Annotated in this window: 16 protein-coding genes; 15 read left to right on the top strand and 1 reads right to left on the bottom strand. The window is 63.6% G+C overall.

The genetic code is table 11. The annotated features are described in order from the left end of the window. Positions 1–81 precede the first annotated feature (81 nt). The 5 genes from BMY06_RS14245 (at position 82) to BMY06_RS14225 (ending at position 8,163) form a co-directional block, all read left to right on the top strand. Positions 82–1,734 carry a transglycosylase SLT domain-containing protein gene (locus BMY06_RS14245; protein ID WP_065061341.1) on the top strand — a complete coding sequence of 551 codons (1,653 nt, stop codon included), beginning with the start codon at positions 82–84 and terminating at the stop codon, positions 1,732–1,734. Between the two features lie 671 nt (positions 1,735–2,405). Continuing rightward, positions 2,406–3,542: a glutamine-hydrolyzing carbamoyl-phosphate synthase small subunit gene (carA, locus tag BMY06_RS14240; RefSeq protein ID WP_074983816.1), complete on the top strand. Its 1,137-nt coding sequence runs from the start codon at positions 2,406–2,408 to the stop codon at positions 3,540–3,542. A 136-nt stretch (positions 3,543–3,678) separates the two neighbouring features. Further along, positions 3,679–6,933: a carbamoyl-phosphate synthase large subunit gene (gene carB / locus BMY06_RS14235; protein ID WP_074983814.1), complete on the top strand. Its 3,255-nt coding sequence runs from the start codon at positions 3,679–3,681 to the stop codon at positions 6,931–6,933. Between the two features lie 206 nt (positions 6,934–7,139). Then, positions 7,140–7,616: a transcription elongation factor GreA gene (gene greA, locus BMY06_RS14230; protein WP_065061344.1), complete on the top strand. Its 477-nt coding sequence runs from the start codon at positions 7,140–7,142 to the stop codon at positions 7,614–7,616. Between the two features lie 79 nt (positions 7,617–7,695). After that, a complete protein-coding gene (locus tag BMY06_RS14225) occupies positions 7,696–8,163 on the top strand; it encodes a DUF4149 domain-containing protein (protein WP_065061410.1) in 468 nt (155 codons plus the stop codon). 113 nt (positions 8,164–8,276) lie between these two features. Here BMY06_RS14225 and yhbY read toward each other — a convergent pair whose 3' ends face one another. Next, complete coding sequence (gene yhbY / locus BMY06_RS14220; RefSeq protein ID WP_065061345.1) at positions 8,277–8,822, bottom strand: ribosome assembly RNA-binding protein YhbY; 546 nt, start codon at positions 8,820–8,822, stop codon at positions 8,277–8,279. 250 nt (positions 8,823–9,072) lie between these two features. Here yhbY and BMY06_RS14215 point away from each other — a divergent pair, with 250 nt between their 5' ends. From BMY06_RS14215 to phoB, 10 genes are all read left to right on the top strand, one after another. Next, complete coding sequence (locus BMY06_RS14215; protein ID WP_065061346.1) at positions 9,073–9,735, top strand: RlmE family RNA methyltransferase; 663 nt, start codon at positions 9,073–9,075, stop codon at positions 9,733–9,735. 231 nt (positions 9,736–9,966) lie between these two features. Continuing rightward, on the top strand, positions 9,967–11,859 hold the full coding sequence (gene ftsH, locus BMY06_RS14210) for an ATP-dependent zinc metalloprotease FtsH (RefSeq protein WP_065061347.1): 1,893 nt from the start codon (positions 9,967–9,969) through the stop codon (positions 11,857–11,859). A gap of 252 nt (positions 11,860–12,111) precedes the next feature. After that, complete coding sequence (folP, locus tag BMY06_RS14205; RefSeq protein WP_080180367.1) at positions 12,112–12,918, top strand: dihydropteroate synthase; 807 nt, start codon at positions 12,112–12,114, stop codon at positions 12,916–12,918. A 109-nt stretch (positions 12,919–13,027) separates the two neighbouring features. Continuing rightward, the gene (gene glmM / locus BMY06_RS14200) at positions 13,028–14,380 is read left to right on the top strand and encodes a phosphoglucosamine mutase (protein WP_074983812.1); all 1,353 of its coding nucleotides are present in this window, start codon (positions 13,028–13,030) and stop codon (positions 14,378–14,380) included. 448 nt (positions 14,381–14,828) lie between these two features. Continuing rightward, positions 14,829–15,860: a phosphate ABC transporter substrate-binding protein PstS gene (gene pstS, locus BMY06_RS14190; RefSeq protein ID WP_065061349.1), complete on the top strand. Its 1,032-nt coding sequence runs from the start codon at positions 14,829–14,831 to the stop codon at positions 15,858–15,860. 237 nt (positions 15,861–16,097) lie between these two features. Further along, complete coding sequence (pstC, locus tag BMY06_RS14185; RefSeq protein ID WP_065061350.1) at positions 16,098–17,084, top strand: phosphate ABC transporter permease PstC; 987 nt, start codon at positions 16,098–16,100, stop codon at positions 17,082–17,084. After that, positions 17,081–17,977 (top strand): phosphate ABC transporter permease PstA, encoded by an 897-nt coding sequence (gene pstA, locus BMY06_RS14180; RefSeq protein WP_065061351.1) that lies wholly within the window; start codon positions 17,081–17,083, stop codon positions 17,975–17,977. The genes pstC and pstA overlap by 4 nt, the downstream gene beginning before the upstream one ends. A 15-nt stretch (positions 17,978–17,992) precedes the next feature. Next, positions 17,993–18,841 carry a phosphate ABC transporter ATP-binding protein PstB gene (pstB, locus tag BMY06_RS14175; protein WP_065061352.1) on the top strand — a complete coding sequence of 283 codons (849 nt, stop codon included), beginning with the start codon at positions 17,993–17,995 and terminating at the stop codon, positions 18,839–18,841. Between the two features lie 40 nt (positions 18,842–18,881). After that, the gene (phoU, locus tag BMY06_RS14170; protein ID WP_065061353.1) at positions 18,882–19,586 is read left to right on the top strand and encodes a phosphate signaling complex protein PhoU; all 705 of its coding nucleotides are present in this window, start codon (positions 18,882–18,884) and stop codon (positions 19,584–19,586) included. Positions 19,587–19,638: 52 nt separating this feature from the next. Further along, positions 19,639–20,340, top strand: a complete 702-nt coding sequence (phoB, locus tag BMY06_RS14165; RefSeq protein WP_027817258.1) for a phosphate regulon transcriptional regulator PhoB — start codon at positions 19,639–19,641, stop codon at positions 20,338–20,340. Positions 20,341–20,352: the final 12 nt, after the last annotated feature.

The following is a 20,352-nucleotide window of genomic DNA, read 5'->3' as shown; positions in this document are numbered from 1 at the left end:
TTTCCAATTATTCCGATTGACGGAAACGTGTGCGTTCCGTACTATCGGCTGCAAATTCCAGCCTTGCGGATGTAGACGTTCATGCGATTTATCCTAAGTGCGCTGCTGGTCCTCATGCTCGCCGCGTGCGCGAGCGGCGGGCCTGCGGCGAATTCAGCCAGCTCTCTTTCTCCCGCCGACCCCCAGGCGCGCGCCGACCAGATCCGTAAGACTTCCGCAGCGAAAGAAACGATTAACGTCGATAACGGCTCGGTCGATCAGCTCACGAGCCCGGACGCCGACCTTTGGGGTCGTATTCGCCGCGGCTTCCAGATGCCCGATCTGCAGAGCGATCTGGTCGACATGAATGCGCAGTGGTATGCGGAGCGTCCGGACTACGTGGCGCGCATGACCGAGCGCTCGCAAAAATATCTGTACCACATCGTCGAAGAGCTCGAAGCGCGCCATATGCCGACCGAGCTTGCGCTGCTGCCGTTCATCGAATCCGCCTATAACCCGCAGGCGCTGTCGGTCGCGAAGGCCGCGGGCATGTGGCAGTTCGTGCCGGGCACGGGCCGCACTTACAACCTCAAGCAGAACATGTGGCAGGACGAGCGCCGCGACGTGCTGGCCTCGACCAGCGCCGCGCTCGATTACCTCTCGCGTCTGCACGACATGTTCGGCGACTGGTATCTCGCGCTCGCCGCGTACAACTGGGGCGAGGGCAACGTGCAGCGCGCCATCGCGCGCAACCAGGCCGCCGGTCTGCCGACCGACTACCAGAGCCTGCGCATGCCCAACGAGACGCGCAATTACGTGCCGAAGCTCCAGGCCGTCAAGAACATCGTGATGAATCCGCAGCAGTACGGCCTCACGCTGCCTTCGATTCCGAACCACCCGTATTTCGTCACCGTCACCACCTCGCACGACATCGACGTGGATGTCGCGGCCAAGCTCGCGAACATGGCGCCCGACGAGTTCCGCTCGCTCAATCCGTCGTTCAAGAAGCCGGTCATTCTCGGCGCGACCGACCCGCAGATCCTGCTGCCGTTCGATAACGCCAGCGCATTCGAGCGCAACCTGAAGTCGTATTCGGGCCAGCTCTCGTCGTGGACGGTGTACACCACCGATTCGCGCGCCACGCCGGCGGCCATCGCGCAGAAGATCGGCGTGGACGCGGACACGCTCATGTCGGTCAACAAGATTCCGGCGGGCATGCGCCTGAAGCCCGGGTCGACGCTCGTGGTGCCGCGCACCGACGACGGCGACGACGAAGACATCAGCGCCGACGTCGCCGAAAGCGCCGTGCTCGCGATGGAGCCGGACGTGCCCGACACGCGCAAGATGCTGATCCGCGTGCGCCGCAAGCAGTCGATGGAAACGATCGCCAGCCGCTACGGCGTCTCGGTCGGCCAGCTCAAGGCGTGGAACCGCACGCATCGCGATCTCGCGTCGCCGGGTCAGGTGCTGGTGCTGCACGTGCCGGTCGGCAAGTCGATGCCGAGCGAGCCGGGCCCCGAGCGTCTGGCAACGAACGTTTCCGGTGGCGGCGTGCAGCGCATCGGCACCCGGATTGCAGACACCGGCTCGAAGTCGCGCTACGATAAGAAACACGGTCGCGCGCGCAACGAAGTCGTGAAGGTTTCCGAACCGGTCAAGGCCAAGGCTTCCAGCGCAGCGCCCAGCAAGGCGTCGAAGGGTACGGCGAGCCGCTCGAAGGCCGACACCCACACGCAGAAGCACAAGTCCAAATAGCGGCAGCGTAGGGTGCTCAGCTATGCGTTGCGGGGGCAGCGCATGGTGTTTCGCTCCGATCACTACTAGCTTTTTGACGCCGTCACCCCGCCAGGTGACGGCGTTTTCGTTGGTGTGTCCGGATTGCGTTGGGCGTGCGTTCGATGTGCGCGTGATTGTTGTCACAAGTTGTTGCCACAAGCGCGGGGCGGCCGGGAGATAAAAGGGCGCGAGCGTCGCGATGACAGGCGCACGACGAATTTGCCCGATCCCGCTCCCCATTTGTCCTGCGCGCCGCGCCGCCTATAGTGGAAAGGGCGTCGTGGCGCCTCCCGGCACCGCGCCGATGGCCCGACGTCATCTCGAAATTTGAAGGAAAGGGTAATTTCGCGCTATAATTTCAAGGTTTGAGCTTATCAACCCGCACCCTAGCGCCTACCTCCCCCCATCCGTTCATCCGCCGCCCGCGCTTTACCGTCGAAATGGCCGGCTGCCGCCCGATCGAGCGTCACAAACGCACGTTCAGGCCCGGCGCCCAGACTGCCAGACGCACGGATAAGCCGCGCAACGAGTGCGCCGCGCGCGCGTCCTGATCCCGCCGTACAGGATGCCGACGCCGCAGCCGCTCCAGGTCGCAAGATCGCAACGTCGGACAACAGGTCGGCACAGGGTGCTCCCCCAAGGAGTCTCCCGTGTTGCCGTCATTCTCTCCCGCTCTGCTCGCGCTCGCCGACGGCACGGTCTTTCGTGGTTATTCGATCGGCGCGCCCGGCCATACGATCGGCGAAGTCGTGTTCAACACGGCTATCACCGGTTATCAGGAAATCCTGACCGACCCGAGCTACGCTCGCCAGATCGTTACCCTCACGTATCCGCATATCGGCAATGTCGGCGTCAATGCCGAAGACGTCGAAGCCACGAAAGTCCATGCCGCCGGTCTGATCATTCGCGACCTGCCCGTGCTCGCCTCCAACTTCCGCATGGAGCGCACGCTCGGCCAGTATCTGAAGGACGAAGGCGTGGTCGCCATCGCCGGTATCGATACGCGCAAGCTCACGCGTATCCTGCGCGACAAGGGCGCGCAGAACGGCGCGATCCTCGCCGGTTCCGACGACGAAGCCAAGGCGATCGAACTCGCGCGCTCGTTCCCGGGCCTCGCGGGCATGGACCTCGCAAAGGTCGTCTCGACCGACAAGACCTACACGTGGAACACCACGGAGTGGCGTCTGGGCGAAGGCTATCGCACGCAATCGGCGCCGAAGTACAAGGTCGTCGCGTTCGACTACGGCGTGAAGCAGAACATCCTGCGCATGCTCGCCGAGCGCGGCTGCGACGTCACGGTGCTGCCGGCGCAAGCGACGGCTGAAGACGCGCTCGCGCTGAACCCGGACGGCGTGTTCCTCTCGAACGGCCCCGGCGATCCGGAACCGTGCGACTACGCGATCAAGGCGGCGCAGACGCTCATCGAGCGCGGCATCCCCACGTTCGGCATCTGTCTCGGTCACCAGATCATGGGCCTCGCCGTCGGCGCGAAGACGCTCAAGATGAAGACGGGCCACCACGGCGCGAATCATCCGGTCAAGGATCTCGGCGATGGCCGCGTGGTCATCACGTCGCAGAACCACGGCTTCGCGGTCGACGCCGCATCGCTGCCGGCGAATGCGCGCGTGACGCACGTTTCGCTGTTCGACGGCACGCTGCAAGGTTTCGAGCTGACCGACAAGCCCGCGTTCTGCTTCCAGGGTCACCCGGAAGCGTCGCCCGGCCCGCACGACATCGGCTACCTGTTCGACCGCTTCACGGCGCTGATGGACAAGGCCCGGGCGTAAGCGCGGCCCGCAGGAACGAGCAGAGCAGAGTGCGCAGCGAGCCGGGTTTCGATCCGGCCCACGCGCGCACCCGGCGGCGAGCAGAGCAGGCAAGCCGCCAGACGTAAAAGACACAGGAATATTTAGCGAGAGCGTTATGCCCAAGCGGACAGACATCAAGAGCATTCTCATCATCGGCGCGGGTCCGATCATCATCGGCCAGGCGTGCGAGTTCGACTATTCGGGCGCGCAGGCATGCAAGGCGCTGCGTGAAGAAGGCTACAAGGTCATCCTCGTCAACAGCAATCCGGCGACGATCATGACCGACCCGAACACGGCCGACGTCACCTACATCGAGCCGATCACGTGGGAAGTGGTGGAGCGCATCATCGAGAAGGAGCGCCCGGACGCGATCCTGCCGACGATGGGCGGCCAGACCGCGCTGAACTGCGCGCTCGATCTGCATCACCACGGCGTGCTGACGAAGTACAACGTCGAGCTGATCGGCGCATCGCCGGAAGCCATCGACAAGGCCGAAGACCGCCAGAAGTTCAAGGACGCGATGACCACGATCGGTCTCGGTTCGGCGAAGTCGGGCGTCGCGCACTCGATGGAAGAGGCGCTCAAGGTGCAAGGCGAGATCGCCGAATTCACCGGCACGGGCGGCTATCCGGTCGTGATCCGTCCGTCGTTCACGCTCGGCGGTTCGGGCGGCGGTATCGCGTACAACCGCGAAGAGTTCGAAGAGATCTGCAAGCGCGGTCTCGACCTCTCGCCCACGCGCGAACTGCTGATCGAAGAGTCGCTGCTCGGCTGGAAGGAATACGAGATGGAAGTGGTCCGCGACAAGGCGGATAACTGCATCATCGTGTGCTCGATCGAAAATCTGGATCCGATGGGCATCCACACCGGCGACTCGATCACGGTCGCGCCGGCGCAAACGCTCACCGACAAGGAATATCAGATCCTGCGCGACGCCTCGCTGGCGGTGCTGCGCGAGATCGGCGTGGACACGGGCGGTTCGAACGTGCAGTTCTCGATCGATCCGAAGACCGGCCGCATGATCGTGATCGAAATGAACCCGCGCGTGTCGCGTTCGTCGGCGCTGGCGTCGAAGGCCACGGGCTTCCCGATCGCCAAGGTCGCGGCGAAGCTGGCCGTCGGCTACACGCTGGACGAGCTCAAGAACGAAATCACCGGCGGCGCGACCCCGGCGTCGTTCGAGCCGACCATCGACTACGTCGTCACGAAGATCCCCCGTTTCGCGTTCGAAAAATTCCGCGAAGCCGATTCGCGCCTCACCACGCAGATGAAGTCGGTCGGCGAAGTGATGGCGATTGGCCGCACGTTCCAGGAATCGTTCCAGAAGGCGCTGCGCGGTCTCGAAGTCGGCGTCGACGGTCTGGACGAAAAGACCACGAGCCGCGACGAGATCATCCGCGAGATCGGCGAAGCCGGTCCGGACCGCATCTGGTATGTGGGCGACGCATTCCGCGTGGGCATGACGCGCGAAGAGATCTTCGAAGAAACCGCAATCGATCCGTGGTTCCTCGCGCAGATCGAACAGATCATCCAGAAGGAAGAGGCCGCGAAGGGCCGCACGCTCGAAAGCCTGTCGAAGGACGAGCTGAAGTACCTCAAGCAAAGCGGTTTCTCGGATCGCCGTCTGGCGAAGCTGCTGGGCAGCAACGCCGCGGACGTGCGCAAGCGTCGTATCGAGCTGAACGTGCGCCCGGTCTACAAGCGCGTGGACACCTGCGCGGCCGAGTTCGCCACGAAGACCGCCTACATGTACTCGACCTATGAGGAAGAGTGCGAGGCGAGCCCGACGAACAACAAGAAGATCATGGTGCTGGGCGGCGGCCCGAACCGGATCGGCCAGGGTATCGAGTTCGACTACTGCTGCGTGCACGCCGCACTCGCGATGCGCGAAGACGGCTACGAAACGATCATGGTCAACTGCAACCCGGAAACGGTGTCGACCGACTACGACACGTCCGACCGTCTGTACTTCGAGTCGCTCACGCTCGAAGACGTGCTCGAAATCGTCGATCTCGAAAAGCCGGTTGGCGTGATCGTGCAGTACGGCGGCCAGACGCCGCTGAAGCTCGCGCTCGACCTCGAGGCGAACGGCGTGCCCATCGTCGGCACCTCGCCGGACATGATCGACGCGGCCGAAGACCGCGAGCGCTTCCAGAAGCTGCTGCAGGACTTGAACCTGCGTCAGCCGCCGAACCGTACCGCACGCGCCGAAGACGAAGCGCTCAAGCTCGCCGACGAAATCGGCTACCCGCTCGTCGTGCGTCCGTCGTACGTGCTGGGCGGCCGCGCGATGGAAATCGTCCACGAGCCGCGCGATCTCGAGCGCTACATGCGCGAGGCCGTGAAGGTGTCGAACGACTCGCCGGTGCTGCTCGACCGCTTCCTGAACGACGCGATCGAATGCGACGTGGACTGCATTTCGGATGGCACGGACGTGTTCATCGGCGGCGTGATGGAGCACATCGAACAGGCGGGCGTGCACTCGGGCGACTCGGCTTGCTCGCTGCCGCCGTACTCGCTGTCGCAGGAAACGGTGACCGAGCTCAAGCGTCAAACCGCCGCCATGGCGAAGGCGCTGAACGTGGTCGGCCTGATGAACGTGCAGTTCGCGATCCAGCAGGTGCCGCAGGACGACGGTTCGAAGAAGGACATCATCTACGTGCTGGAAGTGAATCCGCGTGCGTCGCGTACGGTGCCGTACGTGTCGAAGGCGACCAGCCTGCCGCTCGCGAAGATCGCGGCGCGGGCGATGGTCGGCCAGAAGCTGGTCGACCAGGGCGTGACGAAGGAAGTCGTGCCGCCGTACTTCAGCGTGAAGGAAGCGGTGTTCCCCTTCATCAAGTTCCCGGCAGTCGATCCGGTGCTCGGACCCGAAATGCGTTCGACCGGCGAAGTGATGGGCGTGGGCAAGACCTTCGGTGAAGCGCTGTTCAAGTCGCAGCTCGCGGCCGGTTCGCGTCTGCCGGAGTCGGGCACCGTTTTCATCACGGTGATGGATTCGGACAAGCCGAAGGCCGTCGAAGTCGCGCGCATGCTGCACGAACTCGGCTACGGTCTGGTCGCCACGCGCGGCACGGCAGCGGCGATCGAAGCGGCCGGCGTGCCGGTCAAGGTCGTCAACAAGGTGAAGGACGGCCGTCCGCACATCGTCGACATGATCAAGAACGGCGAGATTTCGCTGGTGTTCACGACCGTCGACGAAACCCGCGCGGCGATCGCCGACTCGCGTTCGATCCGCATGAGCGCGCAGGCGAACAAGGTCACGTACTACACCACGATGTCCGGCGCGCGCGCCGCCGTCGAGGGTCTGCGCTACCTGAAGAACCTGGAAGTCTATGATTTACAAGGCCTCCACGCTCGCCTAAACTAAGGCTTCCTTTGCCTGTCCAATACGTAACGAGGCAGGCAAACAGCTGAATGTGCCGCGGTTAAGCGGCGTTCCAACAGGGTCTTCAGGCTGCGCACGCATGCGCCGCCACCCTCGCGGAATGCACTTAACCGCGGAATTTTTTTTATGGCCGTCCGCGCAGTCGCGGGCGGCATCAATACGGCCCCAAGCGGCTGAACGAGTTGTTTATGAGCACGATTCCCTTGACCAAGCGCGGCGCAGATCAACTTCGCGGAGAATTGCAGCGCCTGAAATCCGTCGAGCGTCCGGCGGTCATCAATTCGATCGCCGAAGCGCGCGCCCAGGGCGATCTGTCGGAAAACGCGGAATACGATGCCGCGAAGGAAAAGCAGGGCTTCATCGAAGGCCGCATCGCCGAAATCGAATCGAAGCTGGCGGCCGCGCAGGTCATCGACCCGTCCACGCTGGAGGCCGAAGGCCGCGTCGTGTTCGGCTCGACCGTCGATCTCGAGGACCTCGAATCGGGCAATACGGTCACGTACCAGATCGTCGGCGACGACGAAGCCGACCTCGAGCACGGCCTCATTTCGGTGAGCTCGCCCATCGCGCGCGCACTGATCGGCAAGTCGGAAGGCGACGTGGCCGCGGTGCAGGCGCCGAGCGGCGTGCGCGAGTACGAAGTCATCGAGGTTCGTTACATCTGAGAAGGCGCCGATCATGGGTCACGACGTGAAAAATGACGTGAGCGCCGACATCGCGGCCAGCCGCCAGGGCGGCTCGCTCGTGCCGCACCGCCTGTTCGCGCTGATCGCGATGCTGTGGGTCGGCAGCCAGCTGACGATCGGTTACGCGGTGGCGCCCGTGTTGTTCGCGTCGCTCGACCACATGTCGGCGGGCGCGATCGCGGCGCAGGTGTTTCGCATCGAAGGCATGATCGGGCTCGTGAGCGGCGTGGTGCTGCTCATGCTCGCGAACGTGTTCGTGAAGCGCGGCGAGATCGGTTATCGGCGGCTGCGCTGGTTGCTGGTCGGCATGCTGCTGTGCGTGGTGGTCGGTTATTACGCGCTGCAGCCGTTCATGAACGCCATGCGCATGAATGCGGCGCAGGCGGGTATCGACATCGCTCATTCGGCGTATGCGAGCCGCTTCGGTATGCTGCACGGCATTTCGAGTCTGTTCTATCTGATCGAAAGCCTGCTGGGCGCGTGGCTCGTGTGGCTGCTGCCTTCGGCGCGTGGCGTGCGCCGCTGAGTGGCTGAGTGAAGTACGCGCGACTCGATCGCGCAACAAAAAAGCGCGGCATGCGTGCCGCGCTTTTTTATTTCGGCCTTCGGGCGAAGAAGCTGTCGCCCGGAACGGCTTGCTTACTTGGCGTTCTGATGCGAACGCTTCGCGCTGGTCTGACGCTTCTTGGCGCGCTTGACGTTGCCGCCTTGCGTGACGCGTTCGTTGCCCTTGACCGTGACGCTTTGCTTCTTCGGCTTGCGCATCGGGTTGTCCGACGGCTTGACGACCTTGACCACGCGTGGCGACGCGCCACGCTTGCCGGCTTCGCGTGCGCTCGGTACGTCACCTGCCGGGCGCGACACGGTGCCGCGTGCGCCGGCGCGGGCCAGGGTGGTCTTCGGCTTGGCCTGTTCCGGCTTGTAGATCACCAGCAGCTTGCCGATGTGCTGGATGGGCGCGGCGTTCAGGCGGTCGCAGATCTCTTCGTAGATCGCCACGCGTTCTTCGCGCTCGTCGCCGAACACGCGCACCTTGATGAGCTGGTGCGCGTCGAGGTGAACCTGGATTTCCTTCAGGACGGCGTCGGTCAGTCCCTCGGCGCCGATGAGCACGACCGGTTTGAGCGCGTGAGCCGCGGAACGAAGTTCGGAGCGCTGTTCGGCAGTAAGAGTGAGGGCGGGCATGGGATGTGGCAGACTCGACTAAAATGACGGCGCTCGCCATGAATCGCGGCCACACAACAAGGGGCCGCCGGGCGAAAGGCGCGTCGGAAACAACGGAAAAAACCGTGGAGGACGGCGCGGCGCGGGCAGAGACCGGCAGGCGCGGCGGTGCAAACACGCCACAGAAACCGGACGGGCCGCGACGGCCGCACGAATTAAACGCGTATTATCCGCTAAAAGCGCGACATCACGCAGCAAGAGTTCATCTTTAATGGCAAAAAACCGCTTCAACACGTCGTGGCTGCACGACCATATTAACGATCCGTATGTGAAGATGGCGCAGCGGGAGGGTTATCGCGCCCGCGCCGCCTACAAGCTGAAGGAAATCGACGAGCAGGACAAACTGATCCGCCCGGGCATGGTGATCGTCGACCTCGGCGCCGCACCGGGCAGCTGGAGCCAGTACGCGCGCAACAAACTCGTGCAGAGCTCGAAGCGCGACGAGCAGCGTCAGGGCGGCATCGACGGCACAATCATTGCGCTCGACCTGCTGCCCATGGAGCCGATCGCCGACGTGCAATTCCTGCAGGGCGACTTCCGCGAAGACTCCGTGCTCGCGCAACTGGAAGAATCGCTGGGCGGTCGTCCGGTGGACCTTGTAATTTCGGACATGGCACCCAATCTGTCCGGAGTCGCGTCTGCGGACGCCGCGCGCATCGAGCATATTTGCGATCTCGCGCTCGAGTTTTCGCAGAATCATCTGAAACCTGATGGTGCCCTTTTAGTAAAATGCTTTCACGGCAGTGGTTACAGCCAGATCGTCGAGAACTTCAAGCATCAGTTCAAGGTCGTGGCCGCGCGCAAGCCGAAAGCTTCGCGCGATAAATCGTCCGAAACGTTTATATTGGGCAAACATCTGAAGCGACCCCGTTAAACCGGGCAACGCGAAAGAATCGGTTCCGGTGCAGCAAGCGCTTTGCAATAACTGTCATGAAGCGGTGCGAAAAAGCTTCGCGCCGGCCTCCGGAGGCAGTTCCGGCAAGGCGCGCGGGCTATCTCGGCGGTAGCGAAACGTTATGGCGAGGCCCTGCGTACTGGATTAGAATGCTTTGGTGGTGTCGCAAGGCAAATGTAGGCGCCCGTCTATGAGTGAAGGAGTGGTGCTTTGAACAACAACATGTTTTCGAAGGCAGCGGTGTGGCTGGTAATCGCACTGGTGCTGTTTACGGTGTTCAAGCAGTTCGACAAGCCCCGTGTCCAGGAAGGCGTTTCCTATTCGCAGTTCATGGACGACGCGAAGAACGGCAAGGTCAAGAACGTCGTGGTGCAGGGGCGGAACCTCACAGTCACTCCGGCCGACGGCCAGAAATACCAGATCGTCTCCCCGGGTGACATCTGGATGGTCGGCGACCTGATGAAATACGGCGTGCAGGTGAGCGGCAAGGCCGACGAAGAGCCGAATGCGCTCGTCTCGGCGTTGTACTACCTCGGGCCAACGATCCTGATCATCGTGTTCTGGTTCTACATGATGAGACAGATGCAGGGCGGCGGCAAGGGCGGGGCGTTCTCGTTCGGCAAGTCGCGCGCGCGTCTGATCGACGAAAACAACAACGCGGTCAACTTCTCCGACGTCGCAGGCTGCGACGAAGCCAAGGAAGAAGTGTCCGAGCTCGTCGACTTCCTGCGTGATCCGCAAAAATTCCAGAAGCTGGGCGGTCGCATCCCGCGCGGCGTGCTGCTGGTCGGCCCACCGGGTACCGGTAAGACGCTGCTTGCGCGCGCCATCGCCGGCGAAGCGAAGGTGCCGTTCTTCAGCATCTCGGGTTCGGACTTCGTTGAAATGTTCGTCGGCGTGGGCGCGGCCCGCGTGCGCGACATGTTCGAACAGGCCAAGAAGCACGCGCCCTGTATCGTGTTCATCGACGAAATCGACGCGGTCGGCCGTCATCGCGGCGCCGGCATGGGCGGCGGTAATGACGAGCGCGAACAGACGCTGAACCAGATGCTGGTGGAGATGGACGGTTTCGAGGCGAACTCGGGCGTCATCGTGATCGCGGCAACCAACCGTTCGGACGTGCTCGACAAGGCGCTGCTGCGTCCGGGCCGTTTCGACCGTCAGGTCTACGTCGGTCTGCCGGACATCCGTGGCCGCGAGCAGATCATGAAGGTTCACCTGCGCAAGGTGCCGATCGCCAACGACGTGGACGCAGCGGTCATCGCACGCGGCACGCCGGGCTTCTCGGGCGCCGACCTCGCGAACCTCGTGAACGAAGCCGCGCTGTTCGCGGCGCGTCGCGGCAAGCGCATCGTCGAAATGCAGGACTTCGAAGACGCAAAGGACAAGATCTTCATGGGTCCGGAGCGCAAGTCGGCTGTTATCCGCGAAGAAGCGAAGCGCGCGACGGCGTATCACGAGTCGGGTCACGCCGTGATCGCGAAGCTGCTGCCGAAGGCCGATCCGGTTCACAAGGTCACGATCATTCCGCGTGGCCGTGCACTGGGCGTGACGTGGCAGTTGCCTGAGCACGACAACGAAACGTACTCGAAGGACTATCTGCTGGATCGTCTGGCCATTCTGTTCGGCGGCCGCGTGGCGGAAGAGCTGTTCATGAACCTGATCAGCACGGGCGCCTCGGACGACTTCAACAAGGCAACGCAGACGGCCCGCGCCATGGTCACGCGCTTCGGCATGACCGACGCGCTCGGACCGATGGTCTACGCCGACGACGACAACGACGGCGGCGCATTCGGCAAGGGCTTCACGCGTGTGATTTCGGAAGCCACGCAGCAGAAGGTCGACGCGGAAATCCGCCGCGTGCTCGACGAGCAGTACGGCCTCGCGAAGCGTCTGCTCGACGAAAACCGCGACAAGGTCGAAGCCATGACCGCCGCGCTGATGGAGTGGGAAACGATCGACGCCGATCAGATCAACGACATCATGGCCGGCCGTCCGCCGCGCTCGCCGAAGAGCAGCCCGTCTGCGGGCGATGCTTCGTCGGGTGGCAGCAGCACGGGCACCGAAGTCAAGCCCGGCAGCAGCGCCACTGCGCCGGCCTGACCGCCTGCGGTGCGTCAGATCGAGTAAAGTTGCGGGCCGGTGTGAAGATCACGCCGGCCCGTTTTGCATTTCTGGTCGCCGTGACGCGCAGGCTGTCGAGTCCGCGTTTGCGCGCGGCCGTATTTCGTTACACCTCTGACGTTTCTTGACGTGCCCAATCTGACTTCACAGGGTCATAATCCTCACCCTGAGCTTGCCCCGGAGCCGCTCGTCTGCGGCCGTTTCACGTTGACCTTCGAGCGTCCGCTCGTCATGGGGATACTCAACGCCACGCCCGACTCGTTTTCCGACGGCGGCCGCTACGTGGCATTCGACGACGCGCTGCGCCGCGCCGAGCAGATGGTGCTCGACGGCGTGGACATCATCGATATCGGCGGAGAATCGACGCGTCCCGGCGCGCCGCCCGTGCCGCTCGACGAAGAGCTAGAACGCGTGATTCCGCTCATCGAGCGGCTCAAGGACGCGAATGTGCCGCTGTCGATCGATACCTACAAGCCGGAAGTCATGCGCCACGCGATTGCCGCGGGCGCGGACCTGATCAACGACATTTGGGGCTTTCGCATGCCGGGCGCCGTCGATGCCGTGCGCGAGAGCGATTGCGGTCTGTGCGTGATGCACATGCTCGGCGAGCCGCAGACGATGCAGGTCGGCGAGCCCGATTATGTCGACGTGGTGCGCGAGGTGCGCGAGTTTCTGGCCGAACGCTGCGCCGCACTCGAGGCGGCGGGTATCGCGAAGGCGCGCATCAGCGTCGATCCGGGTTTTGGCTTCGGCAAGTCGGTGATCGAGCACAACTACGCGTTGCTCGCGCATCTGCCGCAGACCGCGCCCGAGGTGGCGCAGGGCGTCGCGCCGTATCCGGTTCTCGCGGGCATGTCGCGCAAGTCGATGCTCGGCGCGCTCGTCAACCGGCCCGCGCCGGAGCGTGTGGCGGCCAGCGTGGCCGCGGCAGTGTGCGCGGCGCAGAAGGGGGCGGCGATCATCCGCGTGCACGACGTGGTGCCGACAGTCGACGCGCTCAAGGTGTGGGGCGCGATGCGCGCCGCCGAACGCGTGTAAGCACGCTAGCGGTCGCGAGGCGCGAAAAGCAGCAGCAAAAGACAACCGCACAGCATGAAAAGCGCGGCGCGAAGGCGCCGCAAAATAGAACCAAAGAGAGGTTTGAGGTATGGGACGTCGTTATTTCGGAACCGATGGGGTTCGCGGCAAGGTTGGCGTCGCGCCGATCACGCCCGATTTCGTGCTGCGGCTGGGTTACGCCGCGGGCAAGGTGCTGGCCGGTGCCGCGCCGGCGTCGGGGCCGCGTCCGTCCGTGTTGATCGGCAAGGACACGCGCATTTCGGGCTACATGCTGGAAGCGTCGCTCGAAGCGGGGCTGTCGGCTGCGGGTATCGACGTGATGCTGGCCGGACCGATGACCACGCCCGGCATCGCCTATCTCACGCGCGCGCTGCGTCTGGCCGCCGGCGTGGTGATCAGCGCGTCGCATAATCCGTACTACGACAACGGCATCAAGTTCTTCTCGGCCGACGGCAACAAGCTGCCCGACGATGTCGAAACCCAGATCGAGGAGCAGCTCGAGTTGCCGCTCGACTGCGCGCCTTCCGAGCAGCTCGGCCGCGCGCGTCGTCTGCATGATGCGGGCGGGCGCTACATCGAGTTCTGCAAGAGCACGTTCCCGCAGGCGTTCAATCTGCGCGGCCTGAAGCTCGTGATCGACTGCGCGAACGGCGCGGCTTACGACATCGCCCCGCACGTGTTCCATGAACTGGGCGCCGACGTGATTCCGATCGGCGTGTCGCCGAACGGCTTCAACATCAACGACGGCGTGGGCGCGACGGCGCCCGATGCGCTCGTGCGTGCGGTGCGCGCCAATCACGCGGACCTCGGTATCGCGCTCGATGGCGACGCCGACCGCCTCCAGGTGGTCGACGCACAGGGCCGCCTCTACAACGGCGACGAGCTGCTCTACGTGCTCGTGAAGGACCGCATCGCGACCGACGGCAAGGTGCAAGGCGCGGTCGGCACGCTGATGACCAACCTCGCGGTCGAGCAGGCGCTCGAGCGCCTCGGCGTGCAGTTCGTGCGCGCGAACGTGGGCGACCGCTACGTGCTGGAGCAGCTGCGCGAACATGGCTGGCAGATCGGCGCGGAAGGGTCGGGCCATATTCTCTCGCTGGACCGTCATACGACCGGCGACGGCATCGTGTCGGCGCTGCTGGTGCTCGCGGCCATGAAACGCAATGGCCAGACGCTCGCCGAGCTCACCGACGGCGTCACGCTGTTCCCGCAGAAGCTCATCAACGTGCGCATCGCGCAGGGCGCCGACTGGAAGGGCAACGCCGCCATCCAGAAGTCGATTGCGGACGCCGAAGCCGAGCTCAAGGGCAAGGGCCGCGTGCTGATCCGCGCGTCGGGCACGGAGCCGGTGCTGCGCGTGATGGTGGAAGCGCGCGACGAGCGCGACACGCTCCATTACGCCGAATCGATCGCCGATACGGTGAAGCGCGCGATCGCCTGATCCGCTTCATCCGCTTGATCCTGGGCTGCGCAATGCGGTCCTGAGGGCTGCAAAAAACGCGATGCGGGGCGCGACAATGCGTCGCGCATCGCGTTTTCCATGTGCGCCGCACCACATTCTTCAGCGGAAATTTCGCTGTTCGAGCGAACGTTCCAAAACGTTTGCGAACCGCCCACGCGCGTTTTCGAAAAGCTTTCAGACGCCTGCGCGCGGCATTTCCAGTCGGACCCCGCTGCACGGGCAAACGCCCGCCGGGCGGGGCAGGGCGGCCGCAACGGCTTGCCAGCCGGGCATTCGCGCTTTTGAAGCGATCGCCTAATTTCTCGATTCCCCGACTTTCAGGCGGTAATCGTACTGTCACGAACGCTTCATGAATCGTCACAGTACTGTCACACAGAGGCCCTATTCTTCGCCCTGTCGTTCATCCGCTCACACACCTGGAGGTCTCATGAAATTGATGCAAACCGCGCTCGCTGGCGTTGCTGGCGCCCTCTTCGCGATGGCAGCCCACGCTGCTGACATCACCGGCGCGGGCAGCACCTTTGCAGCACCGATCTACACGAAATGGGCGGATGCCTATCAAAAGTCGGGTGGCGGCAAGGTGAACTACCAAGGCATCGGCTCGTCGGGCGGTATCAAGCAGATCGTCGCCAAGACGGTCGATTTCGCAGGTTCGGACGCGCCCCTGAAGGACGACGAACTGACGAAGGAAGGCCTGTTCCAGTTCCCGACGGTGGTGGGCGGCGTCGTGCCGGCGATCAACGTGCCGGGCATCAAGGCAGGCGAAATCACGCTGTCGGGCCAGGTCCTCGGCGACATCTACCTCGGCAAGGTCAAGAAGTGGAATGACCCCGAAATCGCCGCGCTGAACCCGAAGGTCAAGCTGCCGGATCTGGACATCGCCGTGGTTCGCCGCGCCGACGGTTCGGGCACCAGCTTCATCTGGACGAACTACCTGTCGAAGGTCAATCCCGAGTGGAAGAGCAAGGTCGGCGAAGGCTCGACCGTGAACTGGCCGACGGGTACGGGCGGTAAGGGCAACGACGGCGTCGCCGCCTTCGTGCAGCGTCTGCCGGGCGCGATCGGCTACGTCGAGTGGGCGTACGCCAAGCAAAATCACATGGTCTACACTGCCATGAAGAACGAGTCGGGTGCGGTCGTCGAGCCGAGCACGGACACGTTCAAGGCCGCTGCCGCCGGCGCAGACTGGAAGAAGTCGTTCTACCAGATCCTGACGAACGAACCGGGCAAGGACGCATGGCCGGTCGTGGGCGCCACGTTCGTGCTGCTGCACACGGCACAGGACAAGCCGGATCAAGGCAAGGAAACGCTCAAGTTCTTCGACTGGGCATTCAAGAACGGCACGCCGGCCGCCGACAGCCTCGACTACATCTCGCTGCCGCAATCGGTCGTGAGCGAGATCAAGTCGCAGTGGAAGGAAAAGGTCAAGGACGCAAGCGGCAAGGCAATCGCCGAATAAGCGGACCGACCGTGTAGCTGAACCGGGCCGCCCGCCTCACGCGTGCGGCCCGTGCTGCTTCCGGAACACTGGTTATGCAGTTGTAATAAATCTGCAATATTTCCGTAAATACACCCGCTACGATCTGCCGCCCTGATTGCTGATCGACCGGTCAATGGACCGGCGCAGGGCGGTCGGCGGTTCTGGAACCGCATCAACGTCGCGAGCCTCGCTTGCGGCAACTGGATACAGGTCATCATGTCCGACGTCCCGCTCGTCTCGAACCCGCCCGGCAACGCCGCGCAGCAGAAAGCGCCCAGCCCGGCAGGGGACATCATTTTTGGCGGCCTCACTCGCGGCGCCGCCATTGTCACGCTGTTGCTGCTCGGCGGCATCATCGTGTCGCTGATCGTCGCTTCGATGCCGACGATCCAGAAGTTCGGTCTCTCATTCCTCTGGACGGCCGACTGGGATCCTCCCAGCGACCAGTTCGGCGCGCTCGTGCCCATTTACGGCACGATCGCCACCTCGCTGATCGCGTTGATCATCGCCGTGCCTGTGAGCTTCGGCATCGCGCTGTTCCTTACCGAGCTGTCGCCGGCGTGGCTGCGCCGCCCGCTCGGCATTGCCATCGAACTGCTCGCCGCGATCCCGTCGATCGTGTACGGCATGTGGGGTCTGCTCGTGTTCGCGCCGATTTTCGCGCAATACTTCCAGCGCCCGCTCGGCCATCTGCTCGGCGACGTGTGGCTGATCGGCCCGCTGTTTCAGGGCCCGCCGATCGGTATCGGCATTCTGTGCGCGGGCGTCATTCTCGCGATCATGATCATTCCGTACATCGCCTCGGTGATGCGCGACGTGTTCGAAGTCACGCCCGTGCTGCTCAAGGAGTCGGCGTACGGCATCGGCTGCACGACGTGGGAAGTGATGTGGAAGATCGTGCTGCCCTTCACCAAGACCGGCGTGATCGGCGGCGTGATGCTCGGCCTCGGCCGCGCGCTCGGCGAAACGATGGCCGTGACCTTCGTGATCGGCAATACGAACCTGCTCGACAACGTCTCGCTGTTCTCGCCGGGCAACAGCATCACCTCGGCGCTCGCCAACGAGTTCGCCGAAGCGAGCCCGGGCCTGCATACGGCGGCGCTCATGGAGCTCGGCCTGATTCTGTTCGTGATTACCTTCATCGTGCTGGCGATCTCGAAGATCATGCTGCTGCGCCTTGAAAAGTCGGAGGGTGCGCGATGAGCGAGCCGCTGCTGAAAATCCCGGGCGCCATCTACGGCCCCGAACTCGAACGCATGCGCGGCAAGCTGCAAAGCCGCCGCCGCGTGACCAACGCGATCGCACTGACGGCGTCGCTCGGCGCGATGGCCTTCGGCCTGCTGTGGCTCGTGTGGATTCTCTACACGACGCTCTCGCTCGGCGTGGGCGGTCTGTCGGTGCAACTGTTCACGCAGTCGACGCCGCCGCCGAACACCGATGGCGGCGGTCTCGCCAACGCGATCGTCGGCAGTCTGCAACTGGTGGCGCTGGCCACCTTCGTCGGCACGCCGATCGGCATCCTGGCGGGCGTCTATCTCGCCGAATACGGCCAGAAGGGCTGGCTCGCGAGCATCACGCGCTTCATCAACGACATTCTGCTGTCGGCGCCGTCGATCGTCGTCGGTCTGTTCGTCTACGCGCTCGTGGTCGCCAAGATGGGCCACTTCAGCGGCTGGGCGGGTGCGATCTCGCTGGCGCTGCTGGAAATCCCGATCGTGATCCGCACGACCGAGAACATGCTCAAGCTGGTGCCTAACGCGCTGCGTGAAGCGGCCTTCGCGCTCGGCACGCCGAAGTGGAAGATGGTGCTGTCGATCACCCTCAAGGCGTCGATCGCGGGCATCGTGACGGGCGTGCTGCTCGCGGTGGCGCGTATCGCCGGCGAAACCGCGCCGCTGCTCTTCACGGCGCTGTCGAACCAGTTCTTCAGCATGGACATGAATCAGCCGATGGCGAACCTTCCGGTCACCATCTACAAGTTTGCGATGAGCCCGTTCTCGCAATGGCAGTCGCTTGCCTGGGCCGGCGTGTTCCTGATCACGTTGGGCGTGCTGGGGCTGAATATCCTCGCGCGCACCATCTTTTCGAAAAAGTAAGGGCGGAGTCATCCGATGAATATGGCAGAGAGTCACCTTAATCCCGTTGCAAACGGTACTGCGCCGTCGGGCCTCGACCCCGCCCAGGGCAAAAGCGGCCTCATGCTCGGCAAACCGAAGATCGAAGTGAAGGACCTGAACTTCTTCTACGGCAAGTACCACGCGCTGAAGAACATCAACCTGCAGATTCCCGAAGGCAAGGTGACGGCGTTCATCGGCCCGTCGGGCTGCGGCAAGTCCACGCTGCTGCGTACCTTCAACAAGATGTACGCGCTCTATCCCGAGCAGCGCGCCGAAGGCGAGATCCTGATGGACGGTGAGAACCTGCTCACCTACAACAAGGACATTTCGCTGCTGCGCGCGCGCGTCGGCATGGTGTTCCAGAAGCCGACGCCGTTCCCGATGTCGATCTACGACAACATCGCGTTCGGCGTGAAGATGTTCGAGAAGCTGTCGCGCCCGGAAATGGACGACCGCGTCGAGTGGGCGCTCACCAAGGCGGCGCTCTGGAACGAAGTGAAGGACAAGCTCAACCAGAGCGGCTACGGCCTCTCGGGCGGCCAGCAGCAGCGTCTGTGCATCGCGCGCGGCATTGCGATCCGTCCGGAAGTGCTGCTGCTCGACGAGCCGTGCTCGGCGCTCGACCCGATTTCCACGGGCCGCATCGAAGAACTGATCGCGGAACTCAAGAGCGACTACACGGTGGTGATCGTGACCCACAACATGCAGCAGGCCGCGCGGTGCTCGGACTACACTGCGTACATGTATCTCGGCGAACTGATCGAGTTCGGCGACACCGAGAAGATCTTCATCAAGCCGGTCCGCAAGGAAACGGAAGACTACATCACCGGCCGCTTCGGCTGATCCCGTTGGGGAACCCCAAGCGGAAGAAGGGAGAAACGACATGTCCGACAAGCATCTGTCCAGCCAGTTCGACGCCGACCTGAACCTGATTTCGTCGAAGGTGCTCGAAATGGGCGGCCTCGTGGAATCGCAGATCATCACGGCGATGCAGGCCCTCAACGAGTTCGACGGCGAAGCCGCCGAGCGCGTGATCGCCGCCGAAGACCGCCTCAACACGATGGAAGTCGAGATCGACGAAGAGTGCAGCAACATCATCGCGCGCCGTCAGCCGGCCGCGCGCGACCTGCGTCTCGTGCTCGCGATCTCGAAGACCATCACGAACCTCGAGCGCGCCGGCGACGAAGCCGAAAAGATCGCCAAGCGCACCAAGCGCCTGATGGAAGACGGCGCCTCGCGCGCGGTGAACATCGCCGAGATCAAGGTCTCGGGCGAGATGGCCGTGTCGATCCTGCGCCGCGCGCTCGACGCGTTCGCGCGTCTCGACACCGTGGCGGCCGCGCAGATCGTGCGCGACGACAAGGCGATCGACGAGGAATTCCGTGCTTTCGTGCGCAAGCTCGTGAGCTACATGATGGAAGATCCGCGCACGATTTCCGTGGGCCTCGACTATCTGTTCATCGCCAAGGCGATCGAGCGGATCGGCGACCACGCGAAGAACATCGCCGAATTCATCATCTACATCGTGAAGGGCACCGACGTGCGCCACAAGTCGCGCGACGCACTCGAGCGCGAAGCGCTCAGCTGATCCTTCACATCACGTTACAACGGTTTAACAGGTCTTAGTGCCAGAGGTGCCGATGCCCAGCAGCATTCTCGTCATCGAAGATGAGCCCGCGATTTCCGAGCTGATTTCCGTGAACCTGCAACACGCGGGTCATTGCCCGATTCGCGCGTACAACGCGGAACAGGCGCAGAACCTGATCAGCGACGTGCTGCCCGACCTCATCCTGCTCGACTGGATGTTGCCGGGCAAGTCGGGCGTCAATTTCGCGCGCGATCTGCGCAACAACGAGCGCACGAAGCATATTCCGATCATCATGCTGACCGCGCGCGGCGACGAGCAGGACAAGGTGCTTGGCCTCGAAATCGGCGCCGACGACTACGTCACGAAGCCGTTTTCGCCGAAGGAACTGATGGCGCGCATCAAGGCGGTCCTGCGCCGCCGCGCGCCGCAGCTCACGGAAGACGTGGTCGCCATCAACGGTCTCAAGCTCGACCCGGCCACGCACCGCGTCGCGGCGCACGCCGAAGGCTCGGAGATCAAGCTCGATCTTGGCCCGACCGAGTTCCGTCTGCTGCACTTCTTCATGACGCATCCGGAGCGCGTGCACAGCCGCACGCAACTGCTCGATCAGGTGTGGGGCGACCACGTGTTCGTCGAGGAACGGACCGTCGACGTGCATATCAAGCGTCTGCGCGCCGCGCTCAAGCCCGCGGGCTGCGATGCTATGATCGAAACGGTGCGCGGCAGCGGCTACCGGCTCGCCAAGAGCGCCTGAACCGGCAAGCGG

It is taken from the genome of Paraburkholderia tropica (genome assembly GCF_900109265.1).
Taxonomy (GTDB): domain Bacteria; phylum Pseudomonadota; class Gammaproteobacteria; order Burkholderiales; family Burkholderiaceae; genus Paraburkholderia; species Paraburkholderia tropica.
This window is presented reverse-complemented; position numbering and strand designations above follow the sequence as displayed.

Bases quoted from the DNA above. Each gene is read 5' to 3' on its own strand.
- BMY06_RS14245 (WP_065061341.1), top strand. From the start codon at position 82: ATGCGATTTATCCTAAGTGCGCTGCTGGTCCTCATGCTCGCCGCGTGC.
- carB (WP_074983814.1), top strand. From the start codon at position 3,679: ATGCCCAAGCGGACAGACATCAAGAGCATTCTCATCATCGGCGCGGGT.
- greA (WP_065061344.1), top strand. From the start codon at position 7,140: ATGAGCACGATTCCCTTGACCAAGCGCGGCGCAGATCAACTTCGCGGA.
- yhbY (WP_065061345.1), bottom strand. From the start codon at position 8,822: ATGCCCGCCCTCACTCTTACTGCCGAACAGCGCTCCGAACTTCGTTCC.
- BMY06_RS14215 (WP_065061346.1), top strand. From the start codon at position 9,073: ATGGCAAAAAACCGCTTCAACACGTCGTGGCTGCACGACCATATTAAC.
- folP (WP_080180367.1), top strand. From the start codon at position 12,112: ATGGGGATACTCAACGCCACGCCCGACTCGTTTTCCGACGGCGGCCGC.
- glmM (WP_074983812.1), top strand. From the start codon at position 13,028: ATGGGACGTCGTTATTTCGGAACCGATGGGGTTCGCGGCAAGGTTGGC.
- pstS (WP_065061349.1), top strand. From the start codon at position 14,829: ATGAAATTGATGCAAACCGCGCTCGCTGGCGTTGCTGGCGCCCTCTTC.
- pstC (WP_065061350.1), top strand. From the start codon at position 16,098: ATGTCCGACGTCCCGCTCGTCTCGAACCCGCCCGGCAACGCCGCGCAG.
- pstA (WP_065061351.1), top strand. From the start codon at position 17,081: ATGAGCGAGCCGCTGCTGAAAATCCCGGGCGCCATCTACGGCCCCGAA.
- pstB (WP_065061352.1), top strand. From the start codon at position 17,993: ATGAATATGGCAGAGAGTCACCTTAATCCCGTTGCAAACGGTACTGCG.
- phoU (WP_065061353.1), top strand. From the start codon at position 18,882: ATGTCCGACAAGCATCTGTCCAGCCAGTTCGACGCCGACCTGAACCTG.
- phoB (WP_027817258.1), top strand. From the start codon at position 19,639: ATGCCCAGCAGCATTCTCGTCATCGAAGATGAGCCCGCGATTTCCGAG.